Annotated in this window: 19 protein-coding genes and 1 tRNA gene; 13 read left to right on the top strand and 7 right to left on the bottom strand. The window is 64.8% G+C overall.

The features are described 5' to 3' along the window. The first annotated feature begins 16 nt into the window (after positions 1-16). From J3U95_RS13965 to J3U95_RS13955, 3 genes are read left to right on the top strand one after another with little or no spacing between them, the layout of a single operon-like run. Complete coding sequence (locus tag J3U95_RS13965) at positions 17-1,228, top strand: ABC transporter permease subunit (protein ID WP_208279176.1); 1,212 nt, start codon at positions 17-19, stop codon at positions 1,226-1,228. Between the two features lie 11 nt (positions 1,229-1,239). Beyond that, positions 1,240-2,010 (top strand): ABC transporter ATP-binding protein, encoded by a 771-nt coding sequence (locus J3U95_RS13960; protein WP_208279175.1) that lies wholly within the window; start codon positions 1,240-1,242, stop codon positions 2,008-2,010. Then, a complete protein-coding gene (locus tag J3U95_RS13955) occupies positions 2,010-2,732 on the top strand; it encodes an ABC transporter ATP-binding protein (protein WP_208279174.1) in 723 nt (240 codons plus the stop codon). Before J3U95_RS13960 ends, J3U95_RS13955 begins: the two co-directional genes overlap by 1 nt. Before the next feature lie 73 nt (positions 2,733-2,805). Here J3U95_RS13955 and J3U95_RS13950 read toward each other — a convergent pair whose 3' ends face one another. Further along, entirely contained in the window at positions 2,806-3,390 is a 585-nt protein-coding gene (locus tag J3U95_RS13950) for a phasin family protein (protein ID WP_208279173.1), read from the bottom strand. Positions 3,391-3,714: 324 nt separating this feature from the next. On the opposite strand from J3U95_RS13950, the gene J3U95_RS13945 reads away from it, so the two are divergent. The 3 genes from J3U95_RS13945 to pbpG all read left to right on the top strand — a co-directional run bounded on the left by J3U95_RS13945 (position 3,715) and on the right by pbpG (position 6,660). Next, complete coding sequence (locus J3U95_RS13945; RefSeq protein ID WP_208279172.1) at positions 3,715-4,623, top strand: DMT family transporter; 909 nt, start codon at positions 3,715-3,717, stop codon at positions 4,621-4,623. Then, positions 4,620-5,318 carry a nitroreductase gene (locus J3U95_RS13940; protein WP_208279171.1) on the top strand — a complete coding sequence of 233 codons (699 nt, stop codon included), beginning with the start codon at positions 4,620-4,622 and terminating at the stop codon, positions 5,316-5,318. Before J3U95_RS13945 ends, J3U95_RS13940 begins: the two co-directional genes overlap by 4 nt. Before the next feature lie 181 nt (positions 5,319-5,499). Next, positions 5,500-6,660, top strand: a complete 1,161-nt coding sequence (pbpG, locus tag J3U95_RS13935) for a D-alanyl-D-alanine endopeptidase (protein ID WP_370662070.1) — start codon at positions 5,500-5,502, stop codon at positions 6,658-6,660. Between the two features lie 8 nt (positions 6,661-6,668). Here pbpG and J3U95_RS13930 read toward each other — a convergent pair whose 3' ends face one another. Then, on the bottom strand, positions 6,669-7,454 hold the full coding sequence (locus tag J3U95_RS13930; RefSeq protein WP_123069122.1) for an IclR family transcriptional regulator: 786 nt from the start codon (positions 7,452-7,454) through the stop codon (positions 6,669-6,671). 151 nt (positions 7,455-7,605) lie between these two features. Here J3U95_RS13930 and J3U95_RS13925 point away from each other — a divergent pair, with 151 nt between their 5' ends. From J3U95_RS13925 to J3U95_RS13900, 6 genes are all read left to right on the top strand, one after another. Further along, a complete protein-coding gene (locus tag J3U95_RS13925; RefSeq protein ID WP_208279169.1) occupies positions 7,606-7,992 on the top strand; it encodes a diacylglycerol kinase in 387 nt (128 codons plus the stop codon). 90 nt (positions 7,993-8,082) lie between these two features. Then, positions 8,083-8,721: a peroxiredoxin gene (locus J3U95_RS13920; RefSeq protein ID WP_208279168.1), complete on the top strand. Its 639-nt coding sequence runs from the start codon at positions 8,083-8,085 to the stop codon at positions 8,719-8,721. Positions 8,722-8,964: 243 nt separating this feature from the next. Then, positions 8,965-9,834 carry a sulfate ABC transporter permease subunit CysT gene (cysT, locus tag J3U95_RS13915; protein ID WP_208279167.1) on the top strand — a complete coding sequence of 290 codons (870 nt, stop codon included), beginning with the start codon at positions 8,965-8,967 and terminating at the stop codon, positions 9,832-9,834. Then, positions 9,831-10,736 carry a sulfate ABC transporter permease subunit CysW gene (gene cysW, locus J3U95_RS13910; RefSeq protein WP_208279166.1) on the top strand — a complete coding sequence of 302 codons (906 nt, stop codon included), beginning with the start codon at positions 9,831-9,833 and terminating at the stop codon, positions 10,734-10,736. The genes cysT and cysW overlap by 4 nt, the downstream gene beginning before the upstream one ends. Before the next feature lie 19 nt (positions 10,737-10,755). Continuing rightward, positions 10,756-11,829, top strand: coding sequence for a sulfate/molybdate ABC transporter ATP-binding protein (locus J3U95_RS13905; RefSeq protein ID WP_208279165.1), 1,074 nt, complete (start codon positions 10,756-10,758; stop codon positions 11,827-11,829). Next, entirely contained in the window at positions 11,826-12,755 is a 930-nt protein-coding gene (locus tag J3U95_RS13900) for a CysB family HTH-type transcriptional regulator (protein WP_208279164.1), read from the top strand. Before J3U95_RS13905 ends, J3U95_RS13900 begins: the two co-directional genes overlap by 4 nt. Positions 12,756-12,782: 27 nt before the next feature. On the opposite strand, the gene J3U95_RS13895 is transcribed toward J3U95_RS13900, so the two are convergent. The 5 genes from J3U95_RS13895 to J3U95_RS13875 all read right to left on the bottom strand — a co-directional run bounded on the left by J3U95_RS13895 (position 12,783) and on the right by J3U95_RS13875 (position 17,165). Next, positions 12,783-13,829: an aldo/keto reductase gene (locus J3U95_RS13895; protein ID WP_208279163.1), complete on the bottom strand. Its 1,047-nt coding sequence runs from the start codon at positions 13,827-13,829 to the stop codon at positions 12,783-12,785. A gap of 2 nt (positions 13,830-13,831) precedes the next feature. Next, the gene (locus J3U95_RS13890) at positions 13,832-14,887 is read right to left on the bottom strand and encodes a quinone-dependent dihydroorotate dehydrogenase (RefSeq protein ID WP_208279162.1); all 1,056 of its coding nucleotides are present in this window, start codon (positions 14,885-14,887) and stop codon (positions 13,832-13,834) included. Between the two features lie 117 nt (positions 14,888-15,004). Then, positions 15,005-15,733 (bottom strand): arginyltransferase, encoded by a 729-nt coding sequence (locus J3U95_RS13885; protein ID WP_208279161.1) that lies wholly within the window; start codon positions 15,731-15,733, stop codon positions 15,005-15,007. A gap of 63 nt (positions 15,734-15,796) precedes the next feature. Further along, positions 15,797-16,582, bottom strand: coding sequence for a leucyl/phenylalanyl-tRNA--protein transferase (gene aat / locus J3U95_RS13880; protein ID WP_208279160.1), 786 nt, complete (start codon positions 16,580-16,582; stop codon positions 15,797-15,799). Between the two features lies 1 nt (position 16,583). After that, on the bottom strand, positions 16,584-17,165 hold the full coding sequence (locus tag J3U95_RS13875; protein WP_208279194.1) for an NUDIX hydrolase: 582 nt from the start codon (positions 17,163-17,165) through the stop codon (positions 16,584-16,586). Between the two features lie 186 nt (positions 17,166-17,351). Here J3U95_RS13875 and J3U95_RS13870 point away from each other — a divergent pair. Then, a tRNA-Met gene (locus J3U95_RS13870) sits at positions 17,352-17,428 on the top strand. The last annotated feature ends 6 nt before the right edge of the window (positions 17,429-17,434 follow it).

Here is a 17,434-nt window from a genome sequence, read left to right as displayed (position 1 = left end):
CCACGAGGAGCACACCATGGCACTCCTGACCTTCGACACCCAGCACAAGCCGCGCCAGGCCTATATCAGCATGGCGGCGGTCTTGACCCTGATGCTGATCTTCCCCTTCGTCGCATCGCAGTTTGGCAACTCGTGGGTGCGCATCATCGACATCGCGCTGCTGTACATCATGCTGGCGCTGGGCCTGAACATCGTGGTCGGCTTCGCGGGCCTGCTCGACCTCGGCTATATCGCGTTCTTCGCGGTCGGCGCCTACCTGGTCGGCCTGTTCTCGTCGCCGCAGTTCGCGGCGCTGCTGGAGTCGCTCATCTATTATTCGCCGGCGATCGGCGAAGCGCTGGTGGCCTTCTTCGGTCCCGAGATCGCGGAGAACGGCATCCACCTGTCGCTGTGGGCCATCGTGCCGCTGGCGGCGCTGTGCGCCGCGCTGTGCGGCGCGCTGCTGGGTGCCCCGACCCTCAAGCTGCGCGGCGACTACCTCGCCATCGTGACGCTCGGCTTCGGCGAGATCATCCGTATCTTCATGAACAACCTGAACGACCCGATCAACTTCACCAACGGGCCGCAGGGGATCAATATGATCGACCCGATCCGCGTGTTCGGCGTGTCGCTGGCGGGCGAGCCGGGCTCCGGCGCCAACGTCATGATCGGCGACTATGCGATGCCGTCGGTGAACGCCTATTACTTCCTGTTCCTGGCCATGGTGATCGCGACGATCTTCATCACCGGCCGCCTGCAGCATTCGCGCCTGGGCCGGGCCTGGGTGGCGATCCGCGAGGACGAGATCGCGGCCAAGGCGATGGGCATCAATACCCGCAACGTCAAGCTGCTGGCCTTCGCGATGGGCGCTTCGTTCGGCGGCGTGGCCGGCGCGATGTTCGGCGCCTTCCAGGGCTTCGTCTCTCCTGAATCCTTTTCCCTGACCGAGTCGATCGCGGTGCTGGCGATGGTGGTCCTGGGCGGGATCGGCCACATCCCGGGCGTGGTGCTGGGCGGCGTGCTGCTGGCCGCCTTGCCCGAGGTGCTGCGCCACGTGGTCGATCCGCTTCAACAGGCCGTGTTCGGCAAGGTGATCATCGAGGCCGAGGTGCTGCGCCAGCTGCTGTACGGCCTGGCCCTGGTGCTGATCATGCTGATCCGCCCGGCCGGCCTGTGGCCGTCGCCGAACAAGGAAGAGCGTCCCAATGCCGCCCTGGCGCGCGAGGAAGAAGAGGCGTCGACCGCATGATGAGTGAGACCATGAGCGAACAAATCCTCCTCGATATCCAGGGCGTGAATAAACGCTTCGGCGGCCTGCAGGCGCTGACCGACGTCGGCATCCGGATCATGCAGGGCCAGATCTATGGCCTGATCGGTCCCAACGGCGCCGGCAAGACCACGTTCTTCAACGTGATCACGGGCCTGTATCAACCGGACAGCGGCACCTTCGCGCTGGCCGGCAAGCCGTATTCGCCGTCGGCGCCGCATGACGTGGCCAGGGCGGGCATCGCCCGCACCTTCCAGAACATCCGCCTGTTCGGCGAGATGAGCGCGCTCGAGAACGTGATGGTCGGACGCCACGTGCGCACGAAGCAGGGCGTGCTGGGCGCGATCCTGCGCCACAAGGCGGCGCGCGAAGAAGAGGCCGCGATCCGCCTGCGCGCCCAGGAATTGCTCGATTTCGTCGGCATCGGCCAATTCGCCAACCGCACCGCGAAATTCCTGTCCTACGGCGACCAGCGCCGCCTGGAAATCGCGCGCGCGCTGGCCACCGATCCAAAGCTCCTGGCGCTGGACGAACCGGCGGCCGGCATGAACGCCACCGAAAAGCTGGCGCTGCGCGAGCTGCTCGTAAAAATCAAGGCCGAGGGCCGGACCGTGCTGCTGATCGAGCACGACGTCAAGCTCATGATGGGCCTGTGCGACCGCATCACGGTGCTCGAATACGGCAAGCAGATCGCCGAAGGCCTGCCGGCCGAGATCCAGAAAAACCAGGCCGTGATCGACGCCTATCTTGGAGGTGCCCACTGATGCTTGATCCGGTTCTGAAAATCGCCGGCCTGAAGGTCGCCTACGGCGGCATCAAGGCGGTCAAGGGTGTCGACCTCGAGGTGGCGAAAGGCGAGCTGGTGACGCTGATCGGCGCCAACGGCGCCGGCAAGACCACGACCTTGAAAGCCATCACCGGCACCCTCCCGCCGTGCAAGGTCGAGGGATCGATCGAGTATCTGGGCCAGCCGCTGCGCGGCACGCAGTCGTTCCGCATGGTGCGCCAGAAGCTGGCCATGGTGCCGGAAGGGCGGGGCGTGTTCACCCGCATGTCGATCCACGAAAACCTGTTGATGGGCGCTTACACGCGCGACGACAAGGCCGCGATCGATGCCGACATCGAGAAGTGGTACACGGTCTTCCCGCGCTTGAAGGAGCGCGCCGGCCAGCTGGCCGGCACCCTGTCGGGCGGCGAGCAGCAGATGCTGGCGATGGCGCGCGCGTTGATGAGCCATCCGACCCTGCTGCTGCTGGACGAGCCGTCGATGGGCCTGGCCCCGATCATGGTCGAGAAGATCTTCGAGGTGATCCGCGACGTGTCGCAGCAAGGCATCACGATCCTGCTGGTGGAGCAGAACGCCAAGCTGGCGCTGCAGGCCGCGCACCGCGGCTACGTGATGGATTCGGGCGCGATCACCATGACCGGCAATGCGCGCGATATGCTGAACGATCCGCGGGTGCAGGCGGCGTACCTCGGCGAGTAGGATCGCTGGGCAGAAATGAAAAGGCCGGCGACGCGATTGCGTCCCCGGCCTTTCTTATTTGACCAGCCGCAGCTTAGGCCGCAGCGGCAGCCGTGGCAGCGCTGGCAGCATTGCCAGCCTTCGCAGCAGTCGCAGAAAATTGCGACACGGCGGCGTTCATATTGCTTTCCAGCGCTTCGACCGCCTGCTTGGAGGTCTTGCTGAACTGCTCGTAGCCGGCGTTGGCGTTGCTGATCGCGGTCTTGACGGCGGCGACGAAGCTTTCCGAACCGGCCGGGGCGTTCTTGCTCACTTCATCGACCAGCGAGATGACCTTGCGGTTGGCTTCGACGATCTGGCTTTCGGCGGCTTTCGAGAACTCGGCGCCGGTGCCGGTGGCGATCGATGCCAGCTGGCGGCTGTACGACAGGGCTTTCTCGGCGTTCGGCTGGGCCTGCGAGGCGGTCAGCGAGAAGAATTCTTGTGGGTCCTTGGCGCTCAGCAGCTGGCGAGCGGCAGTCGACGAATCTTCCAGGGTCGAGCGCGCGGTGCTGATGTTCAGTTCAACCAGCTTTTCCACGCCTTCGAAGGTCTTCGACGTCAGTGCCGAAAACAGGGCGAATTGGGATTCCAGGCTGGCCTTGGTGGCATTCGAAAATTGTTCAGGGATTGCAAACATGTGGCTCTCCAAATATGTCGTTTCAAGAATGGACTATTGCTCTGTGAGACAGGTTCTTCATTAAAACGCGACGAAACTCTTTTTGTGCACCGCAACAGGGCAGATTTTCTGTCAGTTCGCTTCAAGCGTCAAGCGTTTTTGATGCGTCGCACCATCCAAGATACATAATTTTCTTGAATGCATTTAATGCAAGAAAAGTCAATTGATCTGGCGCAAATCGAATGCATCTTTCAGCCGCTCAAAACTCCATGGTAGAGACCATGCTAGACTCGCTACTTGCGATTTGTTCAATGCCGTGCACTATCACGGCGCATTGCCAGGACCATGTCGACCCACGCACCTTCCATCCCCGGCAGCTCCTGGCTGTCGCCCGTGCCGCTGTTCTTCGTCTTCCTCTGGAGCACGGGATTCATCGTCGCCAAGCTCGGCCTGCCATACGCGCCGCCGCTGACCTTCCTCATCGTACGCTGCCTGGGCGTGCTGGCGGTGCTGCTGCCCCTGATACTGCTCTGGCGCGCGCCCTGGCCGCGCGGCCAGGTCCTGCACCTCGCGGTCTCGGGCCTGCTGCTGCAGGCGGGCTACCTGGGCGGCGTGTGGGCCGCCATCAAGCTCGGCATGCCGGCGGGACTGACCGCCCTGATCGTCGGCATGCAGCCGATCCTCACCGCCGCCTGCGCGCCGCTGATCGGTGAGCGGGTGCGGCCGATCCAGTGGCTGGGCCTGCTGCTCGGCCTGTCCGGCGTGGCCCTGGTGGTCTACGCCAAGCTGGGCCTGGCCGGCCTGTCGCCCGCCGCCCTCGGCCTGTGCGTGTTCGCGCTGCTCTCCATCACGGCCGGCACCATGTACCAGCGCCGCTTCTGCCCGCGCTTCGACCTGCGCAGCGGCACCGCGATCCAGTTCGGGGCCACGGTGCTGGTGCTGGCGCCGATCGCGGTGTGGCTGGAAGACCTCGATCCGGCGTTCTCGACCATCACCTGGAGCGCCGACTTCATCGTCGCCTGGCTGTGGTCGGTGTTCGCGCTGTCGATCGGCGCGATCTTTTTGCTGTTTAAACTCATCGGGCGCAGCCAGGCCACCGAGGTGACGAGCCTGATGTACCTGACCCCGCCGACCACGGCCATCATGGCCTGGCTGCTGTTCGGCGAAGCCTTCAATGCGCTCGGCCTGGCGGGCATGGCGGTGGCCGTCACCGGCGTCGCCTTCGTCGTGCGCAAACCACAGGAGACCCCATGACCATCGAGAATCCCGGCCAGGCGGCGGTGGACGCCGCCATCACGTCGCGCCGTTCGATCCGCGCCTTCCTCGACAAGCCGGTCGCGCGCGAAGACATCGCCCGCATCCTGGACGTGGCGGCGCGCGCGCCGTCCGGCACCAACACCCAGCCATGGAAAGTCCATGTGCTGACCGGAGGCGCGCGCGCGCGCCTGTCGGGCGCGATCCTGGCGGCGTATGCCGACCCCGCGCAGGCCGCCCAGCACCACGAGGAATATCCCTACTATCCGCGCGAATGGGTGTCGCCGTATATCGACCGGCGCCGCAAGGTCGGCTGGGATTTATATAGCCTGCTGGGCCTGACGCGCGACGACAAGGCGGGCATGGCGGCCCAGCATGGTCGCAACTTCGCCTTCTTCGATGCGCCGGTCGGGATGATCTTCACCATCGACCGCATCATGGAGCAGGGCTCCTGGCTCGATTACGGGATGTTCTTGCAGAACATCATGGTGGCGGCGCGGGCGCGGGGACTGGATACCTGCCCGCAGGCCGCTTTTACGCAGTATCATCGGATCATCGCGGCCGAACTGGGGCTGCCGGCGAGCGAGATGGTCGTGTGCGGCATGGCGCTGGGCTGGGCCGATCCAGCGCGGATCGAGAACACCCTGGAAACCGAGCGCGAACCCAGCCACGTATTTGCCCGGTTCATGGACTAGCTTCGTGGACTAAAGTAACAAGTAATGATATCTCATTGATATTAAACGAAAGTTTCGCAAGGGAAGAGTCTGTTGGTTTTTGCGGATTATTGCCGCACAGAATGTTCTTTTCTCTTGCGATCGAGCGTCGTTCCGCTACACTTCCATCTGTATCTCATCAGTTTGGTCCAGGGGTGTCTCGATGTTTAAACTTGCTTTGGCTGCAGTTGTCGCCACGTTGTTCGCTATTGCACCCATGCAGGCATCCGGTGCGGGGGCGGGCGCAGGTGCGGGCGCAACCGAACAAGCGCAGAAGTCCAAGCCTACCAAGGCTGCCAAGAAAAAGCCCAAGCGCAAAGCCAAGGCCAAGACCACCAGGAAGCGCAAGGAAGTCGCCAGCGCCGGCGACAATGGCCAGCGCATGGTGCGCCGGGTCCGGACCGTCAACGGCAAGCGCGTCGTCACCTATCACCCGGCCCGTACCGCGGCGGCAGGCGCCGTCGCAGTGGCGGCAGTGGCGACGGCCGGCGACAAGGCAGGCCTGAACAAGACGGACGATCCGCTGTCCCTGCGTTCCAACGTCGCCTATGTGGTCGACCAGAACAGCGCCGAAGTGCTGTTCGAGAAGAACGCCAACGTCGCGCTGCCGATCGCCTCGATCACCAAGCTCATGACCGGCATGGTCGTGATGGAGGCCAAGCAAGACCTCGACGAGGTGCTGCGCGTCACCGATGCCGACGTCGACCGCCTGAAGTACAGCAGCTCCCGGCTGTCGGTCGGCTCGCGCATGACGCGGCGCGAACTGCTGCACATCACCCTCATGAGTTCCGAAAACCGCGCCGCCTCGGCGCTGGGCCGCAACTACCCGGGCGGCATCGAGGCCTTCGTCGGGGCGATGAACGCCAAGGCGCGCCAACTCGGCATGATGGACACCCATTACGTCGATTCCAGCGGCCTGTCGAGCCGCAACGTCTCGAGCGCACGGGACCTCGTCAAGCTGGTGATGGCGGCCCACGAAGACCCGCTGCTGCGCGAATTCTCGACCACGCCGAAATCGACCGTGCAGGCGAGCGGCCGCACCATGCATTACGCGAACACCAACTACCTGGTGTCGCTGCCCGACTGGAACATCGGCCTGCAAAAGACCGGCTTCATCAACGAAGCGGGGCGCTGCCTGGTGATGCAGGCCATGATCCATGGCCGCAATGTGGTGATGGTGTTCCTGGATTCGAAAGGCAAGATGTCGCGCACGGCCGACGCCGGCCGCATCCGCCGCTGGATCGAGTCGCTGCCTGACCGCATGGACGTCGATGCGGTGCGTGCGCCGACCATCACGGCCAGCGCGCCGGCATTGCCACATTAACGGGCGGGTTATACGTTCGGCACCGCCCGATACCCCAGCGTCGACGAAATCCGCGACGCCGTCTGCACCAGGTCTTCGAGCCAGTCTTCCTGCAAACGGTCGGCCGGCGCCGAGATCGACAATCCCGCCACCAGCTTGCCGCTGTCGTCATGGATGCCGGCCGCCATGCAGCGCACGCCCAGTTCCAGCTCCTCGTTGTCGCGCGCATAGCCGCGCGCCCGCACCAGGCTCAGTTCGCGTTCGAGCCGCGCCAGTTCGGTGATCGAATTGCGCGTGTGGCCGGACAGCCCCGTGCGCGTGGCATATGCGCGGATCGCCTTGACGTCGTCCACCGACAGGAACAGCTTGCCGGTGGAGGTCAGGTGCAGCGGGCCGCGCCCGCCGATGGCGCGCACCACCTGCATCCCCGAGCGCTCCGAGAAGGCGCGGTCGATGTAGACGATCTCGTCCCCCTGGCGCACCGACAGGTTGACCGTCTGCTGGGTCTTGCGGTGCAGGGCGCGCATGGCGTCGAGCGCCGCTTCGCGCACCGACAGCCGGCTCTTGACCACATTGCCCAGTTCCAGCAGGCGCATGCCGAGGCGGTAGGTGCCCGGCTCGACGCGGTCGACGAAGCGCGTGACGACCATGTCGTTGAGGATCCGGTGCGCGGTCGAGGGATGCAGGCCCGACACCCGCGACAATTCCTTGAGGCTCACAGGGTCGGTATAGCTCGCCAACGCATCGAGCAGCGCCATCATGCGTTCGATGACCTGGATCGACGTCTTGGCTGGAGTAGGGGTTTCCATTTTCATGATGTGGTTGGTGCAGTGCAGTATCGTTCACTTTATACCATGATGTGAAAAGACCATGCAAACCGGCGGGTTGCGTCGCGGGCCAACTTGCCACATGCTTGTGCGCGGACGGGGCATAATGTCGTTCCTGCATGTTTGAATGCCAAGAACGATGGAAAACCCGATCAGCGAATTCAAGACCTTGCGCGGCCTGGAGCGCCTCGGCGCCGCCTGCCGCAATACCTGGGACGGCCTGCGCTGGGCCTGGCGCAGCGAAGCGGCGTTCCGGCAAGAGGTCGTGGTGATCGCCATCGCCAGCGTGGTGGCGCTGCTGCTGCCGGTGTCCGGCTTCCAGAAGCTGGCCCTGGTCGGCGTGCTGGTCGTGGTGCTGGTGGTCGAGCTGATCAATTCGGCGATCGAGGCGGTGGTCGACCGTGTCTCGCTGGAACGGCATCCGCTGTCCAAGGCGGCCAAGGACCTGGGCAGCGCCGCGGTTGCGCTCACCCTGCTGCTGGCGGCCGCCACCTGGGCCGTCGTGCTGTACAACAGATTTGTTTGAAGCCATCCGCGTGGATGGCGCGTTTATTGAGAGCCGTACCTGTCCAAACCTGCGGGCGGCGCTATGTATGACTCAACCATGGAGAAGACTATGACCTTACGCCTCGGCGACACCGCTCCCGATTTCGAGCAGGATTCCAGCATCGGCAAGATCCGCTTCCACGAGTGGGCGGGCGATTCCTGGGTGGTGCTGTTCTCGCACCCGGCCGACTTCACGCCGGTGTGCACGACCGAACTGGGCCTGACCGCCAAGCTCAAGCCGGAGTTCGACAAGCGCAACGTCAAGGCGATCGCGCTGTCGGTCGACCCGGCCGACAAGCACGTCGACTGGATCAAGGACATCGAAGAGACGCAGAAAACCGTGGTCGGCTTCCCGATCGTGGCCGACGCCGACCGTTCGGTCTCGACCCTGTACGACATGATCCATCCGGAGCAGTCGGCCACCGCCACCGTGCGCTCGCTGTTCGTGATCGACCCGAACAAGAAGATCCGCCTGACCATCACCTACCCGATGAGCACCGGCCGCAACTTCGACGAGGTGCTGCGCGTGATCGACGCCCTGCAGCTGACCGACGGCTATACCGTCGCCACGCCGGGCAACTGGAAGGATGGCGACAACGTCATCATCCCGCTGACCGTCACCGATCCCGAAGTCATCAAGCAGAAGTATCCGAAAGGCTTCGAGGCGCCGCGTCCCTACCTGCGCCTGACGCCGCAGCCGAACAAGTAATTCGCACCGCGCACCAGAACGGCGAGCCCGGCAATGCCAGGCTCGCCGTTTTTATTTGGTGTTTCACAACGACAGCCAAAAAATAATGCGCTCCGTACGAATTTTTCCGCATAAGAACATGCGCTTTTGCCTCGCTGCCACATAGCAATTCGCATCTAAACAAATAATTATTCTTTCGTTTGCTTTATGAACATAGCGTGAGAATATGCGATTCCGATAGAAGAATTTGTAATAAGGACTCGCATGACTTCGCTTGCATTGCCGGGCAACGCGGCAGCAACCAAGCCCAGGCGGCCAGGCCGGGTCATTCCCGGCTTCGGCATTTCGCTCGGCTTCACGCTGTTCTACCTGGCGCTGATCGTCCTCATCCCGCTGTCCGCGGTGTTCCTCAAGACCTCCACCATGAGCTGGGCCGATTTCTGGGCCACCGTCACGTCCGAACGCGTGATGGCGTCCTATCGTCTCAGCTTCGGCGCCTCGCTGATCGCCGCCGCCATCAATGTCGTCTTCGGCGGCATCGTGGCCTGGGTGCTGGTGCGTTACCAGTTTCCCGGCAAGCGCTTCATCGACGCCCTGGTCGACCTGCCGTTCGCGCTGCCGACGGCAGTGGCCGGCATCACGCTCACCGCGCTGTACGCCCACAACGGCTGGATCGGCCAGTACCTGGCCGCGCTGGGCATCAAGGTCGCGTTCTCGCCGCTCGGCGTGGTGGTGGCGCTGACCTTCATCGGCCTGCCGTTCGTCGTGCGCACGGTGCAGCCGGTGCTCGAAGAAGCCGAGAAGGAACTGGAAGAAGCCGCCGCGAGCCTCGGCGCCGCGCCGCTGCAGACTTTCATCCGCGTGGTCCTGCCGACCATCACCCCGGCGCTGTTGACCGGCTTCGCGCTGGCCTTCGCGCGCGCCACCGGCGAATACGGTTCCGTCATCTTCATCGCCGGCAATCTGCCGATGGTCTCCGAGATCACGCCGCTGCTCATCATTTCCAAGCTGGAGCAATACGATTACGCCGGCGCGACCGCGATCGCGGTGGTGATGCTGGTGTTCTCCTTCATCCTGCTGCTGGCGATTAACCTTCTTCAGGCGTGGACGCGCAAACGGGCGGGCAAGGCATGAGCGCGGTTCTCGATAAAGTGACGCCGGTGCGTCCACACACGGCGCCGGGCAAAAGGCTCGACACCAGCGTGCTCGAGCCGCGTTGGGTGCGCGCCGCGCTGATCGCGGTCGCGCTCATCTTCCTGACGCTGTTCCTGTTCATCCCGCTGGCGGCGGTGTTCACCGAAGCGCTCAAGAAGGGATGGGAAGTCTATCGCGAGGCGGTGATCGATGCCGACGCCGTCTCGGCCATCAAGCTGACCCTGCTGGCCGCCGCGATCTCGGTGCCGTTGAACCTGGTGTTCGGCGTGGCCGCGGCATGGGCCATCGCCAAGTTCGAATTCAAGGGCAAGAGCATCCTGCTGACCCTGATCGACCTGCCGTTCTCGATCTCGCCGGTGATCGCGGGCCTGATGTACGTGCTGCTGTTCGGCGCCTCGGGCTGGTTCGGGCCATGGCTGGCGGAACACGACATCAAGATCCTGTTCGCGGTGCCGGGCATCGTGCTGGCCACCGTGTTCATCACCTTCCCGTTCGTGGCGCGCGAGCTGATCCCGCTGATGCAGCAGCAGGGCACCGAAGAAGAGGAAGCCGCGCTGGTGCTGGGCGCCTCGGGCTGGTCGACCTTCTGGCGCGTGACGATGCCGAACATCAAATGGGGCCTGCTGTACGGCGTGATCCTGTGTAACGCCCGTGCGATGGGCGAATTCGGCGCGGTGTCGGTGGTGTCGGGCCACATCCGCGGCGAGACCAACACGATGCCGCTGCACGTCGAGATCCTCTACAACGAATACAACTTCACGGCCGCCTTCGCCGTCGCTTCCCTGCTGGCGCTGCTGGCACTGGTGACCCTGGCCATCAAGTCCTTTATCGAATGGCGTCTGCACGAAGCCCGCAAGGCCTCGACGGACGCCCCTCACTGAAACAACGCCGGAGCCACGCATGACGATCGAAGTACAACATATCCGCAAGCAGTTCGGCCAGTTCACGGCGCTCGACGACGTGTCGCTGCAGTTCCCCGACGGCGAGCTGACCGCCTTGCTCGGCCCTTCGGGCTGCGGCAAGACCACGCTGCTGCGCATCATCGCCGGCCTGGAGTATCCGGATTCGGGCAGCGTGCTGCTCGACGGCCAGGACTCCTCGCACCGCCACGTGCGCGAGCGCCAGGTCGGCTTCGTGTTCCAGCACTACGCGCTGTTCAAGCACATGACCGTGTTCGAGAACGTCGCCTTCGGCCTGCGCGTGAAACCGCGCAAGGATCGCCCGAGCGAATCGCAGATCCGCGAGAAAGTCAAAAAGCTGCTCGAGCTGGTGCAGCTCGACTGGATCGCCGACCGCTATCCGCCGCAGCTGTCGGGCGGCCAGCGCCAGCGCATCGCCCTGGCCCGCGCGCTCGCGGTCGAACCCCGTGTCCTGCTGCTGGATGAACCGTTCGGCGCGCTCGACGCCAAGGTGCGCAAGGAATTGCGCCGCTGGCTGCGCCGCCTGCACGACGACCTGCACGTGACCTCGATCTTCGTCACCCACGACCAGGAAGAAGCGCTGGAAGTGGCCGACCAGGTGGTCCTGATGAACAAGGGCCGCGTCGAGCAGCTGGGCAGCCCGGACCAGGTGTACAACAACCCGGCCTCGCCTTTCGTGTACGGCTTCCTGGGCAACGTCAACCTGTTCCACGGCCGCATCCATGAGGGCGTGCTGGCCAGCGGCGAGGTGAACTTCCAGGCCCCGCAGCACGCGGGTGTGCGCGACGGCGCCGGCATTGGCTACGTGCGTCCGCACGACCTCGATGTCGAGCGCTATACGCCGGGCGCCGAAGGCGTGGTGGCCAAGCTGCGCCGCGCGCATGCGATCGGCCCCCTGGCCCAGCTCGACCTGGAGCGCGCCGACAACCAGCAACTGATCGAGGCAGTGATGCCGAACGAGCGCTTCGCCAGCCTGGGCCTCAAGGAGGGCGAGACGCTTGTCGTGCGTCCGCGTCGTATCGAAGTCTTCGTCGACGAAGGAAATGCCATATGAACTTCCAGCAGCTGCGCTCGGTCCGCGAAGCGGCCCGCCGCGATTTCAATTTGACCGAAGTGGCCAACGCCCTGTTCACCTCGCAGCCTGGCGTGTCGCGCCAGATCCGCGAGCTCGAGGAAGAACTGGGCGTGGTGATCTTCGAGCGTAACGGCAAGCGCCTGACCGGCCTGACGCCGCCCGGCAAGGGCATCCTGCGCATCGTCGAAAAGCTGCTGGTCGAAGCCGAGAACCTGCAGCAGGCCAGCCGCGAATACGCCGCGCAAGACAGCGGCACGCTCACGGTCGCCGTGACCCACACCCAGGCACGCTATGCGCTGCCGCAGGTGGTGCAGTCGTTCCGCTCCGCCTTCCCGAACGTGCGCATCGCCCTGCAGCAGAGCTCACCGGAACACATCGCCGAATGGGTGGCCTCGGGCAAGGCCGACGTCGGGATCGCGACCGAGGGCCTGTCGGCCTTCCCCGACCTGGTGTCCTTCCCGTGCTACCGCTGGAGCCACCTGATCGTGGCGCCCGAGGGGCACCCGATCTTCGCCAGCAAGACGCCGCTGCGCCTGGAAGACCTGGCCGAGCATCCCTTGATCACCTACGACGTCGGCTTCACCGGCCGCAGCCACATCGACGCGGCCTTCGTTGAAGCCGGGCTGGCGCCGGACATCGTGCTCACCGCGATGGATTCGGACGTGATCAAGCAGTATGTGTCGCTGGGACTGGGCGTGGGCATCGTGGCCTCGATGGCCTTCGACCATGGCCGCGACAAAGGGCTGCGCGCGATCGAGGCCTCGCACCTGTTCGCCCAGAACGTAACGCGCCTGGCGGTGCGCCGAGGCTCGTATCTGCGGGCGTATGCCTTCCACTTCATCGAGCGCTTCGCCCAGGGTTATACGCGCGCGGATATCGAGAAGGCGATCGCGACGGCGGACTAGAACGCGGGGACGGGAAACCCGTCCACGCTACTGGCCGGGGTTGGTGATGCGCGCATGGATCTCGTCGATCCGCCGCACCACCTCATCGCCCAGCACGATCTGCGCCGCATCGATGTTTTCCTCGAGCTGGGCCAGCGTGGTCGCCCCGACGATGGTCGACCCCATGAACCAGCGCGAATAGCACCAGGCAAGCGCCATCTGCGCCGGCGTCAAGCCGTGCTCGCGCGCCAGCGCCGCGTACTCGCGGGTCGCCTCGAACACCGCCGGGCGCAGGTAGCGCGGGCTCCAGGTCGGCGGATAGATCGTCAGGCGCCCGCGCGCCTGCGGGTCGTCGACGTACTTGGCGCTCAGCTGGCCGAAGGCGAGCGGGCTGTAGGCCAGCAGGCTGACGTCCTCGCGGTAGCAGGCTTCGTCCAGCAAGGTGGTCTCGAATGCGCGCGCGGTCAGGTTATACAGATTCTGGATGGTGGCGATGCGCGGCAGGCCGTGGATCTCGGCCTGCTTGACGAACTCGCACACGCCCCACGGGCTTTCGTTCGATACGCCGATGTGGCGGATCTTGCCCTCCTGGACCAGGTCGGCCAGGGCGCGCAGCGTGTCTTCGATCGCCACGCCGTCGCGTTCCTTGCGCGGATCGAACCCGTTGGCGCCGAAGATCGGCACGTTGCGGCTCGGCCAGTGCAGCTGGTAGAGGTCGATGTAGTCGGTCTGCAGGCGCCGCAGGCTGGCGTCGACGGCGGCGCGCAGGTTGGCCGCGTCGTGGTTGTGCTTCGAGCCGCGGATCCAGGCCTGGCTGCCGTTCGGGCCGGCGATCTTGGTCGCCAGCACCAGCTTGTCGCGGCCGCCGCGCGCCTTGAGCCAGGAGCCGATGAAGCGCTCGGTCGAACCCTGGGTCGCCGCGTTCGGCGGCACCGGATACAGCTCGGCGGTATCGATGAAGTTGATGCCGCGCTCGAGGGCGTAATCGAGTTGAGCGTGGGCTTCCTGCTCGGTATTCTGCTCGCCGAAGGTCATCGTGCCGAGGCAGACGGTGCTCACCTCGAGGTCGGTGCGGCCCAGCTTCTTGCGCTGCATGCTCATTTCTTTTTCTTGTCGGTGGCGCGCAGCGCGTCGGCGCACTCGCGCACCAGGCCCGGGCCGGCGTAGATCAGGCCACTGTACAGCTGCACCAGCCTGGCGCCGGCCGCGATCTTGGCCTTCGCGTCCGGGCCGCGCATGATGCCGCCCACGCCGATGATCGGGATGTCGTCGCGCAGCTCGGTCTTGAGCGCGCGGATCACGATGTTCGACTGCTCGAACACCGGGGCGCCCGAGAGGCCGCCGGCCTGCTGCGCGTGCTTCATGCCTTCGACGTCGCGCCGGTTGAGCGTGGTGTTGGTGGCGATCACGCCGTCGATCTTGTGGCGCAGCAGGGCGCCGGCGATGTCGCGGATCTGGTCGCCGTCGACGTCGGGCGCGATCTTGAGCGTGATCGGCACGTAGTGGCCGTGGTGGTCGGCCAGCTTGGTCTGTTCGGCCTTCAGCTGCGCCAGCAGGCCGTCCAGTTCGGACGCGCCCTGCAGCTGGCGCAGGTTCTTGGTATTGGGCGACGAGATGTTGACCGTCACATAGCTGGCATACGGATAGACCTTGCGCAGGCAGTGCAGGTAATCCTCGGCGGCCTGCTCGATCGGCGTGTCGGCGTTCTTGCCGATGTTCAGGCCCAGCACGCCCTGGCGCTCCTGGTAGAAGCGCGAGGCCTGGACGTTGGCCACGAAGGCGTCGACGCCGCCGTTGTTGAAGCCCATGCGGTTGATGATGCCGCGCGCGCGCGGCAGGCGGAACATGCGCGGCTTGGGGTTGCCGGCCTGGCCGCGCGGGGTCACGGTGCCGATCTCGATCGAGCCGAAGCCGAGCGCGGCCAGGCCGTCGATGTAGGCGCCATCCTTGTCCAGGCCGGCGGCCAGGCCGACCGGGTTGGGGAAGGTGATGCCCATGACGGTGCGCGGGTCGGGCAGGGGTTTCCTGAACGCGCCCGTCAGGCCGAACGCGGCTGCCCGGCGCAGCATGGGCAGGGTCAGGTTGTGGGCCGTCTCCGGGTCGAGCGAGAACAGTGCGGGGCGAACGAGGGTGTACAGAAATTTATCGGGCATGGGGAACTCATAAAAGTTTTCCCCGTCATTTTAACGTGACGCGCTGCGGCAAACGTATTCGGATGTCAACGACTTTGTTAGCACTTGTATCACAACCGGCCAAGGTCGGTCGGAATCCTAGCGCTGCAGCACGCCCCATTCGCCGTCGATGCGGGCTTCCAGCGGCCGGAAGTTGATCTTGTAGGCCATCTTGGGGCTCTGTTCGATCCAGTACCCGAGATAGACGTAGGACAGTCCCAGCTCGTGGGCCTGGTTCACCTGCCACAGGATGTTGTAGGTGCCGTAGGAGGCATTCTCGACGTCGGGATCGAAGAAGGTATACACCGACGACAGGCCGTCGGACAGCACGTCGATGATCGACACCATGCGGAGCAGGCCGTCCGGTTCGCGGAACTCGACCAGGCGCGTGTTGACGCGGCTTTGCAGCAGGAACTGGGCGTACTGGTCGCGGCTGTCCTGGTCCATGCCGCCGCCCACGTGGCGCGTGGTCTGGTAGCGCAGGTAGAGCGCGTAGTGCTCGTCGGAGAACGCCAGGTTGGCCACCATCGCGACCAGGTTGCCATGGCGCTTCCAGGCGCGGCGCTGGGTACGGTTGGGCGTGAAGTCCTCGCACTTGACGCGCACCGGAATGCAGGCCTGGCAGCCGTCGCAGTAGGGACGGTAGGTGAAGATGCCGCTGCGCCGGAAGCCGTTCTTGACCAGCTCGGAATACACGTCGGCATTGATCAGGTGCGACGGTGTGGCGACCTGCGAGCGCGCCTGGCGCGCGTCGAGATAGCTGCAGGGATAGGGCGCCGTCGTGTAGAACTGCAGCGTCGCGAAGGGCAGGTCGTGTAGGTGCGTCATGCAAAAAACTCTCGAGACGACGTGTGATGAACCTATTCTAGCGAAAACGCGCCAGTGACACCGTTAGCCATCCAACGGTATCGCGGGCGAATTGCCGGATTTGTCGGGCGCTGCAGCGGATCCTGAGGATGCCGCGAACGGCGAGGCGACCGTCCAGTCACGGATGGGCGGCTCGGCGATTGCGGCGCGCAGGTGCTCCAGGAAACGGCTGCGCGGGATCGGCGCCGCGCCGAGCGAGGCCAGGTGACCGGTCTCCTGCTGGCAGTCGACCATCCGCACGCCATGCCGGCGCAGGAAGGCCACCAGGTAGGCCAGCGCGACCTTGGAAGCGTCGGACACGCGCGCGAACATCGATTCGCCATAGAACATGCGGCCTATGCAGACGCCATAGGCGCCGCCGACCAGTTCGCCGTCGAGCCAGACTTCGGACGAGTGGGCATAGCCCAGCGCGTGCAGGCCGCTGTAGCCGTCGATGATCTCGCCCGAAATCCAGGTGCCGGGACCGTCGCGGCGCGGCGCGGCGCAGGCGCGCATGACGTCGGCGAAGGCGGAGTCGAAGCGCACGTCCCAGCGGCCCCCTTCGAGGCGGCTGCGCTCGACCTTGCGCAGCGTCTTGGCCAGGCTGTCGCTGATCTTGAAGTCGCTCGTGTACAGCACCATGCGCGGATCGGTGCTCCACCACAGGATGGGCTGGCCCTCGGAAAACCAGGGAAAGATGCCGTTGCGGTAAGCCTGCAGCAGACGCGGCGGCGACAGGTCGGCGCCGGCCGCGAGCAGGCCCGGCGCTTCGACCGTCAATGCCTTGGATACGTCGGGAAACGGCGTATCGGTCTCGAGCCAGGGAATCATCTCAGTCCGGTTCGCGTGGGGCGATCATCGGGCGATGGATGTCGCGGCTGTGAAAGCCAAAGCTGCCGCCCTCGCGCACTTTGATCCGGTCGGCGAAGAACAGTTCCAGCGTGGTGCGGATGGTGGGGAAGGCCAGGTCGTCCCAGGGGATCTCCTCTTCGCTGAACAAGCGCACGTCCAGGCTCTCGATGCCGGCCGCGAAGTCGAGGTCGAGCAGGCGCGCCCGGTAGAACAGGTGGACCTGGTGCACGTGGGCCACGTTGAGCAGGGTGAACAAGGGGCCGAGCTCGACGTTGGCGCCGGCTTCTTCCTCGGTCTCGCGTACGGCGGCCTGCTCGGTGGTCTCTTCGTTTTCCATGAAGCCGGCCGGCAGGGTCCAGTAGCCGTAGCGCGGCTCGATCGCGCGCTTGCACAGCAAGACCTGGAGTCGGCCGTCGGCCTCCCACACGGGGATCGAGCCGATCACGAGTTTCGGATTCTGATAGTGGATCGTGTTGCAATGGGTGCAGACGTAGCGCGGCCGGTTGTCGCCTTCGGGAATGGAAAGCAGGACGGGGTGGGCGCACTCGGAGCAGAATTTCATGGTCGTGTGACGAATTGGCATTGCCCTTACTTTACACCGAATGCGGGGGCGATAGGGCAGCGCCAGGGTGGTCGGCAGGGCCTGTTTTTAGCGCAGACCATGAGTTATGTCGTGTTGCAATCGCACATGGCCGCAGTATTGCATTTGCCTAATAACGGGAATGGGCGTATAATTCATTCCATCAGACGCGGGGTGGAGCAGTCTGGCAGCTCGTCGGGCTCATAACCCGAAGGTCACAGGTTCAAATCCTGTCCCCGCAACCATATTCG

Origin of the sequence: Massilia oculi, assembly GCF_017582745.1 — a bacterium.
Taxonomy (GTDB): Bacteria; Pseudomonadota; Gammaproteobacteria; order Burkholderiales; family Burkholderiaceae_D; genus Telluria; species Telluria oculi_A.
Note: the sequence above shows the minus strand (reverse complement) of the source record. Positions and strands in the feature narration are given on the sequence as shown.

Excerpts from the sequence above, each read along its gene's own strand:
- J3U95_RS13885 (WP_208279161.1), bottom strand. The coding sequence starts at position 15,733 with ATGACGCACCTACACGACCTGCCCTTCGCGACGCTGCAGTTCTACACG.
- cysT (WP_208279167.1), top strand. The coding sequence starts at position 8,965 with ATGACTTCGCTTGCATTGCCGGGCAACGCGGCAGCAACCAAGCCCAGG.
- pbpG (WP_370662070.1), top strand. The coding sequence starts at position 5,500 with ATGTTTAAACTTGCTTTGGCTGCAGTTGTCGCCACGTTGTTCGCTATT.
- cysW (WP_208279166.1), top strand. The coding sequence starts at position 9,831 with ATGAGCGCGGTTCTCGATAAAGTGACGCCGGTGCGTCCACACACGGCG.
- J3U95_RS13930 (WP_123069122.1), bottom strand. The coding sequence starts at position 7,454 with ATGAAAATGGAAACCCCTACTCCAGCCAAGACGTCGATCCAGGTCATC.
- J3U95_RS13940 (WP_208279171.1), top strand. The coding sequence starts at position 4,620 with ATGACCATCGAGAATCCCGGCCAGGCGGCGGTGGACGCCGCCATCACG.
- J3U95_RS13925 (WP_208279169.1), top strand. The coding sequence starts at position 7,606 with ATGGAAAACCCGATCAGCGAATTCAAGACCTTGCGCGGCCTGGAGCGC.
- J3U95_RS13965 (WP_208279176.1), top strand. The coding sequence starts at position 17 with ATGGCACTCCTGACCTTCGACACCCAGCACAAGCCGCGCCAGGCCTAT.
- J3U95_RS13890 (WP_208279162.1), bottom strand. The coding sequence starts at position 14,887 with ATGCCCGATAAATTTCTGTACACCCTCGTTCGCCCCGCACTGTTCTCG.
- J3U95_RS13960 (WP_208279175.1), top strand. The coding sequence starts at position 1,240 with ATGAGCGAACAAATCCTCCTCGATATCCAGGGCGTGAATAAACGCTTC.
- J3U95_RS13905 (WP_208279165.1), top strand. The coding sequence starts at position 10,756 with ATGACGATCGAAGTACAACATATCCGCAAGCAGTTCGGCCAGTTCACG.
- J3U95_RS13950 (WP_208279173.1), bottom strand. The coding sequence starts at position 3,390 with ATGTTTGCAATCCCTGAACAATTTTCGAATGCCACCAAGGCCAGCCTG.
- J3U95_RS13875 (WP_208279194.1), bottom strand. The coding sequence starts at position 17,165 with ATGAAATTCTGCTCCGAGTGCGCCCACCCCGTCCTGCTTTCCATTCCC.
- J3U95_RS13895 (WP_208279163.1), bottom strand. The coding sequence starts at position 13,829 with ATGCAGCGCAAGAAGCTGGGCCGCACCGACCTCGAGGTGAGCACCGTC.
- J3U95_RS13900 (WP_208279164.1), top strand. The coding sequence starts at position 11,826 with ATGAACTTCCAGCAGCTGCGCTCGGTCCGCGAAGCGGCCCGCCGCGAT.
- aat (WP_208279160.1), bottom strand. The coding sequence starts at position 16,582 with ATGATTCCCTGGCTCGAGACCGATACGCCGTTTCCCGACGTATCCAAG.
- J3U95_RS13945 (WP_208279172.1), top strand. The coding sequence starts at position 3,715 with ATGTCGACCCACGCACCTTCCATCCCCGGCAGCTCCTGGCTGTCGCCC.
- J3U95_RS13955 (WP_208279174.1), top strand. The coding sequence starts at position 2,010 with ATGCTTGATCCGGTTCTGAAAATCGCCGGCCTGAAGGTCGCCTACGGC.
- J3U95_RS13920 (WP_208279168.1), top strand. The coding sequence starts at position 8,083 with ATGACCTTACGCCTCGGCGACACCGCTCCCGATTTCGAGCAGGATTCC.